The following is a 19,546-nucleotide window of genomic DNA, read 5'->3' on the forward strand; positions in this document are numbered from 1 at the left end:
CCATGCCGATCGACGTAGAAGTCGCGCTGGCCGCCGAGCTGGATCCGATCGAATTCTCTTGGACCAGCAGCGATGTGCAGCTTTATCACCTGGGGCTTGGCGCCGGCGCGGATCCGATGGATCCGCGCGAGCTGCGCTACCTGGTCGACGACACGCCCCAGGTGCTTCCGACGTTCGGCAACGTCGCCGCCACCTTCCACATGACCAAACCGCCGGCGGTGCAATTTCCCGGCATCGACATCGAGCTGAGCAAGGTGCTGCACGCCAGCGAGCGGGTCGAGGTGCCCGGGCCGCTGCCGCCGTCGGGCTCCGCCCGGGCTGTCACCCGGTTCACCGACATCTGGGACAAGGGCAAGGCCGCCGTCATCTGGAGCGAGACGACGGTGACCACGCCCGACGGCACCCCGCTGTGGACGCAGAAGCGGTCGATCTTCGCCCGCGGCGAAGGCGGTTTCGGCGGGTCCCGCGGGCCGTCCACGTCGGACACTGCGCCGGACCGGGCGCCCGATTTGGAAGTCGAAGTGCCGATACTGCCGCAGCAGGCGCTGCTCTACCGGCTCTGCGGTGACCGTAACCCGCTGCATTCCGATCCCGAATTCGCCGCCGCCGCAGGCTTTCCCAAGCCCATCCTGCATGGCCTGTGCACCTACGGCATGACCTGTAAGGCGATCACCGACGCGCTGCTGGACGGCGACGCCGGGGCGGTCGCCGCCTACGGCGCACGCTTCGCCGGCGTGGCCTTTCCCGGCGAAACGCTCAAGGTCGGCATCTGGAAGGACTCGACGTCTTCCCAAGGCCGGTTCTTGGCCAGCGTTGTCGCGCCTTCGCGCGACAACGCTGTGGTGCTCGGCGGCGTCGAGCTCGTCCCGGCCTAGGGGGTCTCGCCTCTTTGCGCCGAGCGTCACGCTAGCGTGACGCTGGCTCGCGGGCGCCACGCTAGCGTGACGCTCGGCGAGCCCATGCGGCGCGAACGCGGCTAACGATCTCGGCGGGCCGATCCCCCGCGACCACCCGGATCACGATCCAGCCGAGCCGGTCGAGCTTTTCTCGTCGCCGAATATCCCACCTGTATTGCCATCCATCGGTTCGGTGCTGCTCGCCGTCGTACTCGGCCGAGACTTTCAGTTCTTCCCAACCCATGTCGAGATACGCGAAGGCCTCGCCAAACTCGTCATAGACGCGAATCTGTGTCTGCGGCCGCGGAAAGCCCGCGTCAATCAGCAACAATCGAAGCCACGTCTCCTTTGGCGACTGCGATCCGCCGTCCGCCAACACGACCGCCTTGCGCGCGCCACGAATTCCACGCCGCCCGGGATACCGCTCAAAGAGGAGCTCGACCTCCGCTATCTTCACGTCCGCGGCCGCCAGTAGAGCATCGATAGCCGCCACCGCTTCGTCCCTGGGATACCAGCACGCCAAATCGAGCGCCGTCCGCGCCGGGGTCGTCACCGGTATACCTTCAATCAACACGACCTCATCATCGTCAATGCTGTTCCCGCGAACTCGTATGCCCGGCAGCGGGTTTCGATTTGTGTGCAGGATCTCGAGCGGAGCGGAAGGGTCGATCCACTTGGAGCCATACAACGCTGAGGCCGAGAGTCCCGCGACAATGCCTCGCCGTCGCGACCAGAGCCATCCCGCCCTCGCCCGCACGAGCGGACTTCTCTCGAGTCCGGGGATGACGTACACGTCCCGGAACAACTTGGTATAGCGAGTCCGCAGCGCGCTCTTGACAACGTCTCCGCTCGCGACGGCCTCACTACCGATGAATGGCTCCGCCATGCCGGCAGCGTTCCACGAGTCGCGCCAAGCGTCACGTCAGCGTGCGGCATCTATTCACAGCGTCACCCCAGCGTGACGCTCGACGCCGACGGCCACGCTGGCGTGACGCTCGGCGCCGCGGGTCGGCGCGGGCCGGCGCGGGTCGCCGCGGGCCGGCGCGGGTCAGCCGAGGATCAGGCCGGAGGTCGGCACGCCGGTGCCCGCGGTGACGAGCACATGCTCCACGTTCGGCACCGGGTTCACCGAGGTGCCGCGCAGTTGCCGAACCCCCTCGGCGATGCCGTTCATGCCGTGGATGTAGGCCTCGCCGAGTTGACCCCCGTGCGTGTTGATGGGAAGCCGCCCGCCCACCTCGATGGCGCCGTCGGCGATGAAGTCCTTGGCCTCGCCCTTGCCGCAGAAGCCCAACTCCTCCAACTGAATCAGGGTGAACGGCGTGAAGTGGTCGTACAAGACCGCGGTTTGGATGTCGGCCGGCGACAGCCCGGACTGCGCCCAGAGCTGCCGACCCACCAGGCCCATCTCGGGCAGGCCGAGTTCGGGCCGGTAGTAGCTGACCATCGTGTACTGGTCGGGGCTGGAACCCTGCGACGCCGCCTCGATGACCGCCGGCCGATGCTTGAGGTCCCGCGCGCGCTCCGCCGATGTCACCACGATTGCGACCGCGCCGTCGGTTTCCTGGCAGCAGTCCAGCAGCCGCAGCGGCTCGGCGATCCACCGCGAATTCTGGTGATCCTCAATGGTTATCGGCTTCTCGTAGAAGTACGCCTTGGGGTTCTTGGCGGCGTGCTTGCGGTCGGCCACCGAGATCGCACCGAAGTCACGGCTGGTCGCGCCGGACAGGTGCATGTAGCGCCGGGCGATCATGGCGACCTGCGCCGCCGGCGTGGAAAGGCCGTGCGGATACGAGAAGGAGTTGTCCGCGGCCGTCGAATCGGCCTGGGCGCCAGCGTCTCCCACCAACCGCGCCTGAACCTGGCCGAACCGCATCCCCGAGCGCTCGTTGAACGCCCGGTATGCCACCACGACGTCGGCCACTCCCGTCGCGACGGCCACCGCCGCCTGCTGGACGGTCGCGCACGCGGCGCCACCGCCATAGTGGATCTTGGAGAAGAACTTCAGCTCGCCGATGCCCACCGCGCGCGCGACCGCGATTTCGGTGTTGGTGTCCATCGTGAAGGTGGTCAGCCCGTCGACGTCGGCCGGACTCAGGCCGGCGTCGTCCAGGGCGTCCAGCACCGCCTCGGCCGCCAACCGGAGTTCGCTGCGGCCGGAGTCCTTCGAGAAATCGGTGGCACCGATGCCGACGATCGCAGCCTTACCCGACAACATCAGGCATCCCCCATCGTCAGCGTCACGGTGGCGATGACGTGATCACCAAGGCTGTTGCGGCCCACCACCTTTACGGTGATCAGTCCGTCGCCCACGGCGGTTACCTCGCCGGAGAACGTCACCGTGTCGTAGGCGTACCACGGCACCCCGAGCCGAAGGCCGATGGATTTGATGAGCGCCGACGGTCCGGCCCAGTCGGTGACGTAGCGCTGCACCAGACCAGTGTCGGTGAGGATGTTGACGAAGATGTCCTTCGACCCCTTGGCCTGCGCCAAATCGCGGTCGTGGTGGACGTCCTGAAAGTCCCTGGTGGCCAGGGCCGTCGAGATGATGAACGTGGGATCTCCATACAGCTTCAGCTCGGGCAGCACCGTGCCCACGTCCACAACGGGCGCGCTCATGTGTCGGGCTCCCATGCGTAGAGGGTCCACTCCGGGCCGGCATCGCCGGCCGGGAAGTCGATATAGGTTGCGCGCACGGGCATTCCGATCTTCACCTCGGCCGGGTCCGCCCCGCGCAGCTCGCCCAGCATCCGCACACCCTCCTCCAGCTCGACCAAAGCGATGACGAAGGGCAGCGTGCGGCCGGGCACCTTCGGCGCGTGGTGCACCACGAAGCTGAACACCGTGCCCTTGCCTGCGGCCACCACATAGTCGATCGGCTCGGTTTTGTCCTGCCACACCGCCGGCACCGGCGGGTGCTGCAGGCTGCCGTCGGGGCGGCGCTGAATCCGCAGTTCGTGCGCCTTGACGCCGTCCCAGAAGAACGCGGTGTCCCGCGACGACGACGGGCGCATCATGGCGTCGGGGTCCAGGTCGGCGGGCACGGCCGGGCCAGAAGACTCGCGCGGCTTGAATTTGAGGATGCGCCAGTTCATCTCGGCGACATCCTCGTCACCGACCCGCCAGACGATGTGCTGGTTGACGAAGAAGCCTTCCCCGAGCGCGGTCTGCTTGGGCCCGACGATGTCGCCCATCTCGGAGGTGATGCTGACCTGCTCGCCGGGCCGCAGGTAACGGTGGTACGTCTGCTCGCAGTTGGTGGCGACGACGCCGACATAGCCGGCGTCGTCGAACAGCTGCATGATGGGCCCCATCGGATCGTCCTTGGGGCGCTCCCCGCCCAGGCCGAACATCGTCCACACCTGAATCATCGCCGGCGGGGCGACGATTCCCGGATGTCCGGCGGCGCGGGCCGCGGCCTCGTCCACGTAGATGGGGTTGCGATCGCCGATCGCCTCCACCCAGTTGTTGATCGTCGGCCGGTTCACCGGGTCACGGCCGGCGCGCGGCTTGGGTCCACCGGCCGCCTTGATCTCGGCGAGGGCTTCCTGGATGTCGGTCATCGAGGAACCCGCGGCACCTTGAGGCCTGAGGCCGCGATCATTTCGCGCATGACTTCGTTCACGCCCCCACCGAAGGTGATCACCAGGTTGCGCTTGGTCTGGGAGTCCAGCCAGTTGAGCAGCTCGGCGGTGTCCGGCTCGGCGGGGTTACCGTACCTGCCGACGACTTCCTCGGCGAGCCGGCCGACGTACTGCACACGCTCGGTGCCAAAGACTTTCGTCGACGCGGCGTCGGCCACGTTGATGTCCTCACCCGCCGCGGCCACCTGCCAGTTGAGCAACTCGTTGATCCGCCACATCGCATGGATCTCGCCGAGCGCGCGCTTGACGTCGTCGTGGTCGATCGGGGTGACGCCATCGCCGCCCGGCTTGGACGCCCAGGCGTGCACCCGGTCGTAGATGGCGGCGAACCGACCCGCCGGACCGAGCATCACCCGCTCGTTGTTGAGCTGGGTGGTGATCAGCCGCCATCCGCCGTTCTCCTCGCCGACCAGCATGTCGGCCGGCACCCGCACGTCGTTGTAGTAGGTGGCGTTGGTGTGGTGGGCGCCGTCGGACAGGATGATCGGCGTCCAGGAGTAGCCGGGGTCCTTCGTGTCGACGATCAGGATCGAAATGCCTTTGTGCTTCACGGCTTCCGGGTCGGTGCGGCAGGCCAGCCAGATGTAGTCGGCGTCGTGGGCGCCGGTGGTGAAGATCTTCTGCCCGTTGACGATGTACTCGTCGCCCTGACGCACGGCGGTGGTGCGCAACGACGCCAGGTCGGTGCCGGCCTCCGGCTCGGTGTAGCCGATCGCGAAGTGCAACTCGCCGGCCAGGATCGCCGGCAGGAACTTCTTCTTCTGCAGCTCGCTGCCGTAGACCTGCAGCGTGGGCCCCACCGTCTGCAGGGTCACGGCCGGCAACGGCACGTCGGCCCGGTGGGCCTCGTTGACGAAGATCTGCTGCTCGATCGGACCGAAACCGAGGCCGCCGAACTCCTTTGGCCACCCGACACCGAGCTTGCCGTCCCGGCCCATCCGCCGGATCACGGCGCGGTACGCCTCGTTGTGGCGGTCCTCCTCCATCGCCTTCATCTCGTCGGACGAGATCAGATTCGAAAAGTATTGCCGTAACTCGGCTTGCAGCTGGCGCTGCTCCGGGGTCAGGTCGATGAACATTGCGCTCCCACCAGGTCGAGTCGCAGCGACGGGCCGCCCAGCAGCCGGGTCAGGTCCTTGATCGTGGAGTAGTACCGGTGCATGGGATACGTGATGTCCATCCCCATGCCGCCGTGCAGATGATGGCAGGTCTGCATCACCGGCGGCGCCTGCGACGCCACCCAGTACCCGAGGACGTCCAGGTCGTCATCGGCGTCCCGCCCTTCTGACAGCCGCCACACCACCGACTTCGCCGCCAAATCGATGGTGCGCGAGGCGATGTAGACCTCGGAGAGCTGCGCGGCCACGGTCTGGAAGGTGGACAACGGCTTGCCGAATTGCTTGCGGTTGGCCACATAGTCGGCGGTCAGCCGCAGCGCCCCGGCCACCAACCCGTCGGCGTAGGCACCCATCGCCGCCAGCGCGAGCTGGTTGACCCGGTGTGCAGTGGCACCGGCCAGCACGTCGGCGACGGCAACATCGGCGAACGTGACCGTGTACTCGTCGGAACCGTTCGACGTCGGCGTGGGGACCAGCTGCACACCGTCGGCCTTGGGCGATACCACCACGACGGCACTGTCGGCGGTGACGACCATCCAATCCGCTTGTCCCGCATAGGCGACACCGATTTTGGTGCCCGACAACCGCCCGTCGGTGAAGGTGGTGGCGGGCCGGTCGGGCAGCGCCGCGCCGGGTTCGTTGAGCGCCGCGGTCAACACCCCGCCCTCGGAGACCCCGCCCAGGAAACGGTCCTGTTGTTCATCGGAGGCCAGGTCGAGCAGCGGCACCACGCCAAGGCCCAGTGTGGCCAGTGCGGGCGTGATGGCGCCGTGGCGACCCACTTCGGTCAGCACCGTCGCGACCTCGGGCAGGCCCACGCCGTCGCCGCCGAGGCGTTCGGGCACCGGCAGCGCCGTCACACCGCCGTCGACCAAAGCCGTCCACGAGGTATCCCGGTCCAGCACGGACGTGACCACGTCGGCGACGGCCTGTTGTGTCGCGGTGAGATTGAAATCCATCGTCGCTGTTGAATCCATCAATGCGCCACTGGGCACTGGCCGGTGTAGTCGACCTGCCAGTGCTTGATGCCGTTGAGCCAGCCCGACCGCAGCCGCTCGGGCTTCGAGATCGGCGTGAGGTCCGGCATGTGATCGGCCACGGCGTTGAAGATCAGGTTGATCGTCATGCGGGCCAGGTTGGCGCCGATGCAGTAATGCGCACCGGTGCCGCCGAAACCGACGTGCGGGTTGGGATCCCGCAAGATGTTAAAGGTGTAGGGATCCTCGAAGATCTCTTCGTCGAAGTTGGCCGACCGGTAGAACATGATCACCCGCTGGCCCTTCTTGATCTGCACACCGGACAACTCGTAGTCCTCCAGCGCGGTGCGCTGGAAACAGGTGACCGGGGTGGCCCAGCGGACGATCTCGTCGGCAGCGGTCCCTGGGCGCTCCTTCTTGTAGAGCTCCCACTGGTCGGGGAAGTCGGCAAACGCCATCATTCCCTGCGTGATGGAGTTCCGGGTGGTCTCGTTGCCGGCGACCGCGAGCATCACCACGAAGAAGCCAAACTCGTCATCGGAGAGCTTTTCACCGTCGATGTCGGCCTGGATCAGCTGGGTCACGATGTCATCGCCCGGATTCTTGCCCCGCTCTTCGGCCATCTTCATCGCGTACATGATCAGTTCCGCGGACGTGGCCTTGGGATCGGTGTCGGCGTACTCGGGGTCGTCATTGCCGGTCATCTCGTTCGACCAGCGGAACAGCTTGTCGCGGTCCTCCTGCGGCACGCCGAGCAAACCGGCGATCGCCTGCAGCGGCAGCTCGCAGGACACCTGCTCGACGAAGTCACCGGAACCGGCGGTCGCGGCCGTCTTGGCGATGTTCTGCGCGCGCTGCCGCAGTTCGTCCTCCAGGCGGCCGACGGCCCGCGGTGTGAAACCGCGGGAGATGATCTTGCGCAGCCGAGTGTGGTGCGGCGCGTCCATGTTGAGCATGACGAAGCGCTGAACCTCGATGTCCTCGCGCGCGATGTCGTTCTTGAAGCGGGGGATCACGCCGTTCTCGTAACTGGAGAAGACGTCGCTGCGCCGCGATATCTCCTTGACGTCGTTGAGTTTGGTGATCGCCCAGAAGCCGCCGTCGTTGAAACCGCCGCCTTCGCCTGGAGCCTGTTCGTTCCACCAGATCGGCACGGTCGCTCGCACCTCGGCAAATTCTTCGATCGGCAACCGCTCAACGTAGATGTCGGGGTCGGTGAAATCGAACCCGGGCGGAAGATTGGGGCTGGGCACGGTTACTTCTCCTTACAGTCCTCGATGACCTGCGATCCCAGGACACTAGCTGTCCTAGTGATGCTCTGGTGCCAGTAAAACATGCCTCCACCGCAGACAAAAGGCGCTCAGGCATCCTCGCTTGTCATAGTAATGAAACGTGTTCTAGCCTGGCCACATGGGTAACCCGGTAATCGTCGAAGCCACCCGCAGCCCGATTGGCAAACGCAACGGATGGCTGTCAGGACTGCACGCCACCGAGCTGCTGGGCGCGGTGCAGAAGGCACTGGTGGAGAAGGCCGGCCTGGATAGCGGCTTTGTCGCCGGCGACGTCGAGCAGGTCATCGGTGGCTGCGTGACGCAGTACGGCGAGCAGTCCAACAACATCAGCCGCGTCGCGTGGCTGACCGCGGGCCTGCCCGACCACGTCGGCGCCACGACGGTGGACTGTCAGTGCGGCAGCGGGCAGCAGGCCAACCACCTGATCGCCGGGTTGATCGCCATCGGCGCCATCGACATCGGCATCGCCTGCGGCATCGAGGCGATGAGCCGGGTCGGCCTGGGCGCCAACGCCGGTCCGGACCGCGCGGCCATCCGCGCCGAGTCGTGGGACATCGATTTGCCCGACCAGTTCACCGCCGCCGAGCGGATCGCCAAGCGTCGCGGCATCACCCGCGAGGACATCGACGCCTTTGGGCTGGAGTCGCAGCTGCGCGCCAAGCGGGCGTGGGACGAGGGTCGCTTCGATCGCGAGATCTCCCCGATCGTGGCGCCGGTGCTCGACGAGAACAAGCGACCGACCTCCGAGCGGGCGCCCGTGACCCGCGATCAGGGCCTGCGGGACACCACGCTGGAGGGGTTGAGCCAGCTCAAGCCGGTCATCGAGGGCGGGATCCACACGGCGGGCACGTCGTCGCAGATCTCCGACGGTGCGGCCGCGGTGCTGTGGATGGACGAGGACAAGGCCAGGGCGCTGGGCTTAAGGCCGCGCGCGCGGATCGTCAGCCAGGCCAACGTCGGCGCGGAGCCCTACTACCACCTGGACGGTCCGGTGCAGTCGACGGCGAAGGTGCTGGAGAAGGCCGGGATGAAGATCGGCGACATCGACCTCACCGAGATCAACGAGGCGTTCGCATCCGTGGTGCTGTCGTGGGCGCGGGTGCACGAGCCCGACATGGCCAGGGTGAACGTCAACGGCGGCGCGATCGCGCTGGGCCACCCGGTGGGCTGCACCGGCAGCCGGCTGATTACCACCGCTTTGCACGAGCTGGAGCGAACCGACCAGAGCACCGCGCTGATCACCATGTGCGCGGGCGGCGCCCTGTCCACCGGGACCATCATCGAGCGGATTTAGTCCCTCGGTGGTCGTCTCCGAAGAGAGCCGCATCGCCGCGGCGCAGGCCTACATTGACGCGCTCGTCAGCCATGACGGCGATGCCGTTCCGTTTGCGGCCCGGTGCACCCGCATCGAGCAGGGGGTCAAGAACGGGTTTTCCGGAAATCACCTGCGGCGCAGCCTCAATCGCGGGCCCCAGTACCGGATCATCGGCGACACCACGCCGCCGGACTATCGCATCGTCGGCGACGAGGTGCGCGCGGTGTACGACGTGCTGACCAAGGCGGCGTTCGGCGGCCGGCGGCTGGCCGCGCGGGTCGACGAGACCTTCGTGATTCCCGCCGAAAGCCCAAGCGGGAAGGCCGAAATCCACCACATCACGGTTCGCTTCCACCCCTTCATTCAGCGCTAAGGCCGAGACACAATGGAAAAACCACGCACATTGAATGCGCCCTGGGTTGGCTTCTTCATCAAGTGGATGTCCCGGGCCAATACTTGGCTCTACCGGCGCAGCAACGGAAAGCTCGGCGGTACTTTCCAGAAGCGTCCGGTCGCGCTCCTAACTACAACCGGCCGCAAGACCGGTGAACCGCGGCTGAGCCCGCTGCTTTACCTGCGCGAGGGCGACCGGGTGATTCTGGTCGCATCCCAGGGCGGCCGCGAGAAGAACCCGTTGTGGTATCTCAACCTCAAGGCAGACCCGAAAGTGTCTGTGCAGATCAAAGGCGAGGTGCTGCAGTTGCGGGCGCGTGACGCCACCGCCGAAGAGCGTGCTAAGTACTGGCCGAAGTTGGTGGCCATGTATCCCTCATTCGAGGACTACCAGTCGTGGACCGATCGGGTGATCCCGATCGTGATCTGCGAGCCCTGAGCTACGCCGACGGAGGGCCTTGTCGTTCAGGGTGTTTCACGTGTCTTTCATGACGGCACAACCTGGCCGACTGCGCGACCCGGACGAACGGTGAAGTCCCGCAACGTGTTTGCCAAAAGGCAGCGAACATAGACGATTTCACCCCAACTTCGGTGTGGGTGAAACGATGGCCCCCTCCTTGCAGAGGGGGCCATCGTTGTTGGTGGTCACCGGCTCGCATCGGCGACCTCCACCGGACTCAGAGCAACCGGAGGAGGTTGATGAGCAGCGTCCCCAAGCTGCTGATAAAGCCTCCGGCCTGGTTCACTAGCGAGGGGATGCCCTGCAGGAGTGCGGGCAGGGTGTGCGTGAATCCATTGCTGATGGCGGTAGTGATGCTGTTCAGCGATGGCCAGCCATTCATCAGCTGATTTGCGAAGTTCTGGAACGCAACTGCCAGGCTGCCGCCGCCCAGGATGTTCTGCGCCTTGGGAGTGACGATGTCTTGCGCCAGGGTCGGCAAGATCTTGTTCAGCAGTGAGTAGCCGATACCGTTGCCATTGGTAATGGCGGGGCTGCTCAGTATTCCGCCACTAATGGTTTTGCCCTGCAACGCGCCGTTGAGCATCCCGTTGAGCACCTCACCGGGCACATCGGCCACGTTGGTCAGCACTCCTAGCGGGTCCCCGGCGACCCACGCATTGTAAATAGCCTGGCCACTGGCGCCCAACGTTATCTGGACTGCATTAGGCACCCCGAGGAAGCCCTCGAGGCCGAAGAGGGTAAGCGCGCCGCCAGTCGTGTAGGTGAGGCCACTCTGCAAATTCGTCGCCATTTGCGGCAGGATCTTCAGAATGCCTTCCAGCGGTTCACCGACTAGTACGAACGGGTCCTCCCAAACTACGTTATACAACTGACCCACCGCTTGTGAAACTTGACCATTCAAAAGCAACGACCACGCCGTCTGAAGTTGTGGCCCCCAGCTGCTTCTAGTTCCGAAGATCATATTCACCGCGGCATTTGCGGCTTTTTGGTATGCCGAAACGTATTCGGTGCCGTAGTACGACCCGTTCGCGAGAACCTGCTGCGCGACCGGGAACGGCGTCTGCATGAACAGATTGCCAAGGTACTGCGCATTCGTCGAAGCGTTTTGGAAGAGGTTAACCCACGTCTGGATCGGGTTGACCGCCAGCGGATCATTAAACGCCGCGGCAGGGTTGAGGACCCCGCCGACGAGACTGGCCGGCACACTGCTCGCGGCCGCTCCGCTTGCAAGTGATGCGAGTTCATTCTCTACACCGGCGAACAGGTCGATCATGCTGCTGGCGGTGTCGGCGAGATTGATGCCTGACACGCTCACCCGGGATAGCTGTTGGGGCAGGTGAAGGTCGGGTAGGTGCTGGACCATCGAGCCTGTGGTAATGACGGCCGCGCTGGCCAGGGCGATGCCGGCGGTGATGTGGGGGCGGGCTGCGAGGTCCACGACCATCTCCTTTGAACGGTGAGTCAAAATTCGGATGGTCAGAAAGTAGCTGAGAACAAGCTGAGTTTCGGGCGAGTTCGGGCGAAGTTGGTTAATTTCGTCTCGTTAGCATCGAGCCGCGCAAACTCTACTTGATAAAGTAATGGGTGTTCGCTGATATTTTTTATAGCCTGGAGTTACCCCCCCCCCCGAATTTTAGTTCAGACCGCAACTATCACCGGGCGATACTCGACACAGGTTTGCCAAATCCATGCGGTGCCCCCAGCAAACCCCCACCACAGGGGCCCTACCAGACCCCTCGCCAGGCTCATGTAGGTCGCGAAAGAAAACTCCGCGTCAAACGCCCGTCACCGACGTCACTCCCAGCCACACCCGATCAACGCATGGCGACCAAAGCGTGCGCCGCCACGCGGGGTCATTCGCGATGTGCGTCGTCGGCGTTGACTCTGCGCCCACCAGGCATAAGTGCGAGTAGACGGCCTGGTCAGCGCAGAGTCATCCCTGAAGGGGTGGGGTTGTGTCAAGTGTGTCGTGCTGCTGTTTTGTCCGTTTTCGGGGTCTGTGCGGGCAGCGCTGAATAAGGGGCGCGGTCAAGACGGAGCGCCCGCAGCGTAGCGAGGACGAACGGTCTTGACCGCGACGCGCTTCAGCGCAGACTTGGCCCAGAAACCGAAACGGCGGGTCCCTATGGTGTTGTGGGGTGAAGCGTCCCGTCTCCAGTGCGATGCGAATCGCGGGCGGCAGGGCCGAATTTTTCCCCGGCTGCCGGTCATCCCTTCGCCAGTGGCATGGAGCGGTGCGGCTCGCGGTATGCGGGGTCAATCAACGTGACGGCCACGCCCCGAGGGGAGGCCAGACTCTGCGGCGACCACGCGTATACCGTGTCCAGGGCTCACGCTGCGTCCTTGGCCAGTGCACGGATACGTTCGTCACGCAGGCCGTAATAGACCAGGGTGAGCAGCTTGCGAGCCGCGGCGATCTTGGCGATGTTTTTTCCGCGCCGGGCCGCGATCCGGTCTTTGTCGGCGGTGATCTTCGCCGTGGTCTTGCGTTGAATCGCCTCGACGGCCGCCCAACGCACCAGCTTGGATCCCTGTTTGGTGATATGCCCGCGATGGACCACGGTGTCAGACTCGTAGTGACGTGGTGTCAGCCCCGCCCAGCAACATAGTCGATCAGGATCGGGGAATCGGTGCACGTCGCCGATCTCGGCGACAAAGATGGCCGCCAAGACCGGCCCGACACCGGGCAACGCTTGGATCGCATGGTAACCGTCGTGGCGACGCAATTCGGTGGCGATGCGGGCTGCCAGGGCTTGCTCCTCGGCATCGAACATGTCGATCAGGTGCAGCAGCGAGGCCACCTTCTGGGCGTACACACCGGACAATGGTGTGCGTTCTAGGTGCTTGCGGGCAGTCATGCCGAACAGGTCCGAGGCCACGATCAACACCCCGGCCTTAGCGAGCACGGCGTGCACCTGGGCTTTCAAACCCGACCGCAGCGCCACCAGCTTGGCGCGGTAACGGACCAGCTCACGCAGCTCCCGCGTCGCCGGCGGCGCGATCCATGCCTCCGGTAACCGGTTCATCCGCAGCAGATCCGCCAGATCATTAGCATCGCGCACGTCGTTTTTTACTCGGCGATAACGGAATCCCTTGACACCCAATGGATGTGCTAAATGCACGCTCGCGCCGGCCGCCTGAAGGACATCGACTGCCCAATACCAACCGTAGGTCGCTTCGAGCACCACCTCCGGGCTCGATCCGGCCCGCTCGATCTCTAGCCCCAACACCACGGGATCGTTGACGATCCGAACCACCGAGAGCTGCTCGCCAGTATCGGTTTGGCGGACAATCACCGAACGTTGACGATGCAGATCAATCCCGACGAACTGTTTTCCGTCATACTCACTCATTAGGGGCCTCCCTTACTTCGTGGAAAGTGAGCACCCCCAGCATCCGCCGGGAACGTCACGGGGAGCGGAGGCCCCGCCCCTTCATCGCATCAACGCCGACGACAAGCAACGCCTCCCAGGCTATTGGATCGGCATATCGCGGTGCGCCAGCTCGCACAGTCCATGGCTGGGCCCACGTGCCTGCTCGTCTCTCCGGGCATACTGGCGGGCATTCTTCCCGATCCAAGCCTGCGCTGCGGTTCAGACTGTAAGTCCTGCCGCGTACGACGTGTCGACCAAGATGCTCGGTCGGCGGCCAGCCGCGCGGATCGACGAGACCTTCGTGATCCCCGCCGAAAGCCCAAGCGGGAAAGCCGAAATCCAGCACGTTAGGGTTTGCGTCCATCCCTTCATTCAGCGCTGAGCTGGCTTTAGGATGTCGTCATGCCGAAATCACCGCCGCGGTTTCTGAACGCGCCGTACACCGACTTCCTGCTCAAGTGGATGTCGCGCATCAACACGTTCATGTACCGGCGTAACGGCGGAGAGGGCCTGGGTGGCACCTTCCAGAAGATTCCCGTGGCCCTGCTGATCACCACCGGCCGCAAGTCCGGCGAGCCCCGAGTGAGCCCGCTGTATTTTCTGCGCGACGGTGATCGGGTGATCGTCGCGGCATCGAAGGGTGGTGCGGCGAAGAACCCGCAATGGTACCTCAACCTCAAGGCCAATCCCAAGGTGCAGGTGCAGATCAAGAAAGAAGTGCTCGACCTGACCGCGCGGGACGCCACCGACGACGAGCGCGCTAAGTACTGGCCGCGGTTGGTGGACATGTACCCCTCCTACGAGGACTACCAGTCCTGGACCGACCGGACGATTCCGATCGTCATCTGCGAACCATAAGTCGACCTACCCGGGCGCCATGCGGCGGTGGCCTTGCCGTTCAAGGTGTTTCACACGTCCCGCATGACGGCACGACATCCAGCGCGGCTGAGCCGGCTACGTAATCCGCACGAATGCTAAAAGTCCCGCAATGGGATCACTAAAAGCCAACGGAGAAAGCCGGTTTCGCCTCAACACCGGTGTCATGGTGAAACGATAGCCCCCTCCTTGCAGAGGGGGCCATCACCGTTGGTGGTCACCGGCTCGCATCGGCGACCTCCGCCGGACTCACAGCAGCTTGAGCAGGTTGATGAGCAACGTCCCGATCTGGCCCGCAAAGCTGCCCAACATCGATGGGAGATTCGACAGGAAGGACGGAACATTTTGCAGGATTGCTGTCAGTTGACCGCCAAGGTTGCTAACGAGCCCGCTGACATTACTCAGGGACGGCCACCCCGTGACCAATTGGTTCACGAAGGTCTGGAATGCGGTCGCGAGACTACCGCCATTGGCGATAGGTTGTGCGCCGGGACTAGCGATTGCGTTCGCGAGATTAGGCCCAAGATAGTTCAACACCACGTCGAGCACGCCAGTGTGCTCCGGTGGAAAAAATTTCGACAGAGTATAGGCGGGGCTGAGCAAGCCGTACTGACCGTTCACCCCGTTGAGAGCCGCATTCGTCAATGCGCCAGGGGCATTGGCCAGACTGGTCAGCAGTCCCACGGGGTCCCCGGCGGTCCATGAGTTGTACACGGCTTGAAGACTGCTACCGAGCGCCTGCTCCATTTGGCCAGGTATGCCCAGAACGCCATAATTAATGACCTGCGTAACACCGGTTACATTCAAATATTTAGTTGCGTTCGCGAGATTCTGCGTGATGTCGACGGGGATCGTCTTCAGAATCGCTTGAAGCGGCGTTCCAAGATCGAGCGCTGGAGTTTGAAACAGGGTGTTGTACAGCACGCCAAACCCGGTGGTGATTTTCCCGGTCTGGAAGTCGGTGGCAGCCCTTTGAAGAGATGTCCAAAATGTGCCACCCGCCCCGAAGTATTTGACAGCGGCGTTCGCGAAGTTTTGGAACGACCCAACGTAGGTGTCTGCGTAGTACAACCAGTTGGCGGCAACCTGCTGGGCGACCGGGAAGGGAAGCTTGCTCCAGGTATTAAGAATTGTCTGCAGGTTGGTGCCCGCCGACGCGAAAGTATTAACCCAAGTCTGGATGGGGAGAGGCAGTCCGGTCGGGGGAGCGGGCAGAGAGGCTGCGGCTGCTCCGCTCGCGAGGGAGGCGAGCTCGTTTTCCACGCCAGCGAACAGGTCCAGCGCGCTGCTGGCATCGGTGAGGTTGATGCCTGACACGCTCACCCGGGATAGCTGTTGGGCCAGGTGAAGGTCGGGTAGGTGCTGGGCCGTCGGGCCTGCGGTAATGGCGACGGCGCTGGCCAGGGCGATGCCAGCGGTGATGTGGGGGCGGGCTGCGAGATCCACGACCATCTCCTTAAAATCGGTTGTCGAATTCGGATGGTCAGAAGGTAGCTGAGAACAACCTGAGTTTCGGGTGAGTTCGGGCGAGATTGGCCAAGTTCGCCCCGCAAACATCGGCCTGCGCAAACTATACTCGATAAAGTAATGAGTGCTTGCGAACATTTTTGATAGCCTGGAGTTACCCCCCCCCCGAATTTTAGTTCAGACCGCAACTACCACCGGACAATACTCGACACAGATTTGCCATACCCATACGGTGCCCCCAGCAAACCCCCACCACAGGGGCCTACACGTCACGAACAAAGAGCGCCACGCCATCATCGACGTCACTCCCGGCCATCCGACCATGCATGGCGACAAAAGTGTGGCGGCGGCCAGGGCATGGCGCCTAGTTGGCGCGGCCCGGCCAGCGGCTAAGTTAACGTTGATGACTCTGCGCCCACCAGACAAAAGTGCGAGTAGAGAGCCTGGTCAGCGCAGAGTCATCCCTGAAGGGGTGGGGTTGTGTCAAGTGTGTCGTGCTGCTGTTTTGTCCGTTTTCGGGGTCTGTGCGGGCAGCGCTGAATAAGGGGCGCGGTCAAGACGGAGCGCCCGCAGCGTAGCGAGGACGAACGGTCTTGACCGCGACGCGCTTCAGCGCAGACTTGGCCCAGAAACCGAAACGGCGGGTCCCTATGGTGTTGTGGGGTGAAGCGTCCCGTCTCCAGTGCGATGCGAATCGCGGGCGGCAGGGCCGAATTTTTCCCCGGCTGCCGGTCATCCCTTCGCCAGTGGCATGGAGCGGTGCGGCTCGCGGTATGCGGGGTCAATCAACGTGACGGCCACGCCCCGAGGGGAGGCCAGACTGCGGCGACCACGCGTATACCGTGTCCAGGGCTCACGCTGCGTCCTTGGCCAGTGCACGGATACGTTCGTCACGCAGGCCGTAATAGACCAGGGTGAGCAGCTTGCGAGCCGCGGCGATCTTGGCGATGTTTTTTCCGCGCCGGGCCGCGATCCGGTCTTTGTCGGCGGTGATCTTCGCCGTGGTCTTGCGTTGAATCGCCTCGACGGCCGCCCAACGCACCAGCTTGGATCCCTGTTTGGTGATATGCCCGCGATGGACCACGGTGTCAGACTCGTAGTGACGTGGTGTCAGCCCCGCCCAGCAACATAGTCGATCAGGATCGGGGAATCGGTGCACGTCGCCGATCTCGGCGACAAAGATGGCCGCCAAGACCGGCCCGACACCGGGCAACGCTTGGATCGCATGGTAACCGTCGTGGCGACGCAATTCGGTGGCGATGCGGGCTGCCAGGGCTTGCTCCTCGGCATCGAACATGTCGATCAGGTGCAGCAGCGAGGCCACCTTCTGGGCGTACACACCGGACAATGGTGTGCGTTCTAGGTGCTTGCGGGCAGTCATGCCGAACAGGTCCGAGGCCACGATCAACACCCCGGCCTTAGCGAGCACGGCGTGCACCTGGGCTTTCAAACCCGACCGCAGCGCCACCAGCTTGGCGCGGTAACGGACCAGCTCACGCAGCTCCCGCGTCGCCGGCGGCGCGATCCATGCCTCCGGTAACCGGTTCATCCGCAGCAGATCCGCCAGATCATTAGCATCGCGCACGTCGTTTTTTACTCGGCGATAACGGAATCCCTTGACACCCAATGGATGTGCTAAATGCACGCTCGCGCCGGCCGCCTGAAGGACATCGACTGCCCAATACCAACCGTAGGTCGCTTCGAGCACCACCTCCGGGCTCGATCCGGCCCGCTCGATCTCTAGCCCCAACACCACGGGATCGTTGACGATCCGAACCACCGAGAGCTGCTCGCCAGTATCGGTTTGGCGGACAATCACCGAACGTTGACGATGCAGATCAATCCCGACGAACTGTTTTCCGTCATACTCACTCATTAGGGGCCTCCCTTACTTCGTGGAAAGTGAGCACCCCCAGCATCCGCCGGGAACGTCACGGGGAGCGGAGGCCCCGCCCCTTCATCGCATCAACGCCGAGGTGGACCAGCGCTAAGCCCCGTAAACCGGAACCGCAGGCCGCGCCTTGGCCAGCAGATCGGCGACGACGGGTCCCAGCTCAGCCGGATCCCACCTCGCGCCCTTGTCGACCTGCGGGCCGTGCGCCCAGCCCTCGGCGACCCGGATGATGCCGCCCTCGACCTCGAACACCTTCCCGGTGACATCTCGGGATTCGGAACTGCCCAGCCAAACCACCAGCGGCGAGATGTTTTCCGGCGCCATGGCGTCGAAATCCTGGTCCTGCGTCGCCATCATCTCGGCGAAGACGGTCTCGGTCATGCGGGTACGGGCCGACGGCGCGATGGCGTTGACGGTCACGCCGTATCGACCCAGCTCGGCGGCCCCGACCAGCGTCAGCGCCGCGATGCCCGCCTTGGCGGCGCTGTAGTTCCCCTGACCCACACTGCCCTGCAGGCCCGCGCCGGAGCTGGTGTTAATGATCCGTGCGTCAATGTCTTTCGGGGCTTTTCCCTCTTTGGACAGCCCACGCCAATACGACGCGGCGTGCCGCATGGTGGCGAAATGGCCCTTGAGGTGCACCGCGATGACGGCGTCGAATTCCTCTTCGCTGGTGTTGGCGATCATCCTGTCGCGCACGATGCCGGCATTGTTCACCAAAACGTCCAGGCCACCGAAGGTTTCGATGGCGGTCTGGATCAGGCCGGCCGCTTGGTCCCAGTCGGCGATGTTGGATCCATTGGCGACGGCTTCCCCCCCGGCGGCGGTAATCTCGTCGACCACTCCCTGCGCGGCGCTACCGCCGCTTGCCGGTGAACCGTCCAGTCCCACCCCGATGTCGTTGACCACCACCCGCGCGCCCTCGGCCGCGAAGGCCAAAGCATGCGCACGACCGATGCCGCCGCCCGCTCCGGTGACGATGACGACACGGCCGTCAACCACTCCCATAATCCTTTGTCTCCTCTACTTGATCGCGCTCGTGGTGGCGAGATAGTGCGGTGGCTCGCCGCCCCCATGCACCTCCAACGTGGCACCGCTGATGTAGGACGCCGCATCCGAGGCCAAAAATGCTGCGGCCCAACCGACATCCTCGGGTTTGGCCAGCCGGCGCAGCGGCACGTTCTGCGAAATCGCGGCAATAGACTCGGCATCACCGTAGAACAGTTCCGATTGTTCGGTCTCCACCATGCCGACCACGCACGCATTCACCCGGACCTTCGGTCCCCACTCCACAGCCAGTGTCTCGGTGAGGTTTTCCAAGCCCGCCTTGGCCGCTCCATACGCCGCGGTGCCCGGTGTCGGACGTCGGCCGCTGACGCTGCAGATGTTGACGATTGATCCGCCGCGCTGTTGGCCTTGCATCTTGTCGTTGGCGTGCTGCGAAACCGACAGGGCGCCAATCAGGTTGAGCTCGATGATCTTGCGGTTGAACTTCGCGCTGGAATCCGCGGTCAGCACGTACGGCGAACCGCCGGCGTTGTTTACAACGACGTCGAGCACACCGTGCCGGTCGCAGATCCCCTGGATTAATGCCCGGACGGCGTCATCGTCGCGGACGTCGCAGGAGTGAAACTCGTAGGGCGATCCCTCGACGGCTCGTCGTGCGCAGGTGATGACGGTGGCGCCCTGCGCGGCGAAAACCGAGCTGATACCGGCACCTACCCCTCGAACGCCGCCGGTGACCAGGACCACCCGCCCGGCCAAGCCCAACTTGATGGCTTCTCTAGTTAGGGGGCCTGATTCGGCGCGGGTCACTGTGCTAGCGTACCAAGCAAGT

Annotated in this window: 18 protein-coding genes; 5 read left to right on the plus strand and 13 right to left on the minus strand. The window is 64.2% G+C overall.

The window, feature by feature from the left end:
* Positions 1-2 precede the first annotated feature (2 nt).
* A complete protein-coding gene (locus K3U93_RS22490) occupies positions 3-875 on the plus strand; it encodes a MaoC family dehydratase (protein WP_083011765.1) in 873 nt (290 codons plus the stop codon).
* A 61-nt stretch (positions 876-936) separates the two neighbouring features.
* On the opposite strand, the gene K3U93_RS22495 is transcribed toward K3U93_RS22490, so the two are convergent.
* From K3U93_RS22495 to K3U93_RS22525, 7 genes are all read right to left on the minus strand, one after another.
* Entirely contained in the window at positions 937-1,782 is an 846-nt protein-coding gene (locus tag K3U93_RS22495) for a type IV toxin-antitoxin system AbiEi family antitoxin (RefSeq protein ID WP_071513130.1), read from the minus strand.
* A 162-nt stretch (positions 1,783-1,944) separates the two neighbouring features.
* Positions 1,945-3,114, minus strand: a complete 1,170-nt coding sequence (ltp2, locus tag K3U93_RS22500; protein WP_083011762.1) for a 17-hydroxy-3-oxo-4-pregnene-20-carboxyl-CoA lyase — start codon at positions 3,112-3,114, stop codon at positions 1,945-1,947.
* Positions 3,114-3,515 carry a MaoC family dehydratase gene (locus K3U93_RS22505; protein ID WP_083011760.1) on the minus strand — a complete coding sequence of 134 codons (402 nt, stop codon included), beginning with the start codon at positions 3,513-3,515 and terminating at the stop codon, positions 3,114-3,116. Before K3U93_RS22505 ends, ltp2 begins: the two co-directional genes overlap by 1 nt.
* Complete coding sequence (locus K3U93_RS22510) at positions 3,512-4,459, minus strand: bifunctional MaoC family dehydratase N-terminal/OB-fold nucleic acid binding domain-containing protein (RefSeq protein WP_083011758.1); 948 nt, start codon at positions 4,457-4,459, stop codon at positions 3,512-3,514. The genes K3U93_RS22505 and K3U93_RS22510 overlap by 4 nt, the downstream gene beginning before the upstream one ends.
* A complete protein-coding gene (gene fadE29, locus K3U93_RS22515; protein ID WP_083011756.1) occupies positions 4,456-5,619 on the minus strand; it encodes an acyl-CoA dehydrogenase FadE29 in 1,164 nt (387 codons plus the stop codon). Before fadE29 ends, K3U93_RS22510 begins: the two co-directional genes overlap by 4 nt.
* Positions 5,604-6,617, minus strand: coding sequence for an acyl-CoA dehydrogenase family protein (locus tag K3U93_RS22520; protein WP_083011753.1), 1,014 nt, complete (start codon positions 6,615-6,617; stop codon positions 5,604-5,606). Before K3U93_RS22520 ends, fadE29 begins: the two co-directional genes overlap by 16 nt.
* Positions 6,618-6,634: 17 nt before the next feature.
* Positions 6,635-7,888, minus strand: coding sequence for a cytochrome P450 (locus K3U93_RS22525; RefSeq protein WP_083011751.1), 1,254 nt, complete (start codon positions 7,886-7,888; stop codon positions 6,635-6,637).
* Between the two features lie 157 nt (positions 7,889-8,045).
* Between K3U93_RS22525 and K3U93_RS22530 the strand changes: the two genes are divergently transcribed.
* Genes K3U93_RS22530 through K3U93_RS22540 form a run of 3 tightly spaced genes read left to right on the plus strand, consistent with a single transcriptional unit; the run spans position 8,046 to position 10,074 of the window.
* Positions 8,046-9,221, plus strand: a complete 1,176-nt coding sequence (locus K3U93_RS22530; RefSeq protein WP_083011748.1) for a steroid 3-ketoacyl-CoA thiolase — start codon at positions 8,046-8,048, stop codon at positions 9,219-9,221.
* A gap of 7 nt (positions 9,222-9,228) precedes the next feature.
* A complete protein-coding gene (locus K3U93_RS22535; protein ID WP_071513122.1) occupies positions 9,229-9,615 on the plus strand; it encodes a DUF8021 domain-containing protein in 387 nt (128 codons plus the stop codon).
* Between the two features lie 12 nt (positions 9,616-9,627).
* Positions 9,628-10,074: a nitroreductase family deazaflavin-dependent oxidoreductase gene (locus K3U93_RS22540; RefSeq protein WP_083011746.1), complete on the plus strand. Its 447-nt coding sequence runs from the start codon at positions 9,628-9,630 to the stop codon at positions 10,072-10,074.
* Between the two features lie 238 nt (positions 10,075-10,312).
* Here K3U93_RS22540 and K3U93_RS22545 read toward each other — a convergent pair whose 3' ends face one another.
* Both K3U93_RS22545 and K3U93_RS22550 read right to left on the minus strand, forming a co-directional pair.
* Entirely contained in the window at positions 10,313-11,542 is a 1,230-nt protein-coding gene (locus tag K3U93_RS22545; RefSeq protein ID WP_083011744.1) for a hypothetical protein, read from the minus strand.
* 886 nt (positions 11,543-12,428) lie between these two features.
* Entirely contained in the window at positions 12,429-13,451 is a 1,023-nt protein-coding gene (locus K3U93_RS22550) for an IS110 family RNA-guided transposase (RefSeq protein WP_083013059.1), read from the minus strand.
* Positions 13,452-13,874: 423 nt separating this feature from the next.
* Between K3U93_RS22550 and K3U93_RS22555 the strand changes: the two genes are divergently transcribed.
* Positions 13,875-14,330 carry a nitroreductase family deazaflavin-dependent oxidoreductase gene (locus K3U93_RS22555; RefSeq protein ID WP_071513120.1) on the plus strand — a complete coding sequence of 152 codons (456 nt, stop codon included), beginning with the start codon at positions 13,875-13,877 and terminating at the stop codon, positions 14,328-14,330.
* Between the two features lie 267 nt (positions 14,331-14,597).
* Here K3U93_RS22555 and K3U93_RS22560 read toward each other — a convergent pair whose 3' ends face one another.
* The 4 genes from K3U93_RS22560 to K3U93_RS22575 all read right to left on the minus strand — a co-directional run bounded on the left by K3U93_RS22560 (position 14,598) and on the right by K3U93_RS22575 (position 19,524).
* Positions 14,598-15,800 (minus strand): hypothetical protein, encoded by a 1,203-nt coding sequence (locus tag K3U93_RS22560; protein ID WP_083013049.1) that lies wholly within the window; start codon positions 15,798-15,800, stop codon positions 14,598-14,600.
* Positions 15,801-16,668: 868 nt separating this feature from the next.
* Positions 16,669-17,691: an IS110 family RNA-guided transposase gene (locus K3U93_RS22565; RefSeq protein ID WP_083013059.1), complete on the minus strand. Its 1,023-nt coding sequence runs from the start codon at positions 17,689-17,691 to the stop codon at positions 16,669-16,671.
* 111 nt (positions 17,692-17,802) lie between these two features.
* Positions 17,803-18,717 carry an SDR family oxidoreductase gene (locus K3U93_RS22570; protein ID WP_083010220.1) on the minus strand — a complete coding sequence of 305 codons (915 nt, stop codon included), beginning with the start codon at positions 18,715-18,717 and terminating at the stop codon, positions 17,803-17,805.
* A gap of 15 nt (positions 18,718-18,732) precedes the next feature.
* A complete protein-coding gene (locus K3U93_RS22575; RefSeq protein ID WP_176219927.1) occupies positions 18,733-19,524 on the minus strand; it encodes an SDR family oxidoreductase in 792 nt (263 codons plus the stop codon).
* Between the last annotated feature and the right edge of the window lie 22 nt (positions 19,525-19,546).

It is taken from the genome of Mycobacterium malmoense (assembly GCF_019645855.1).
Classification (GTDB): domain Bacteria; phylum Actinomycetota; class Actinomycetes; order Mycobacteriales; family Mycobacteriaceae; genus Mycobacterium; species Mycobacterium malmoense.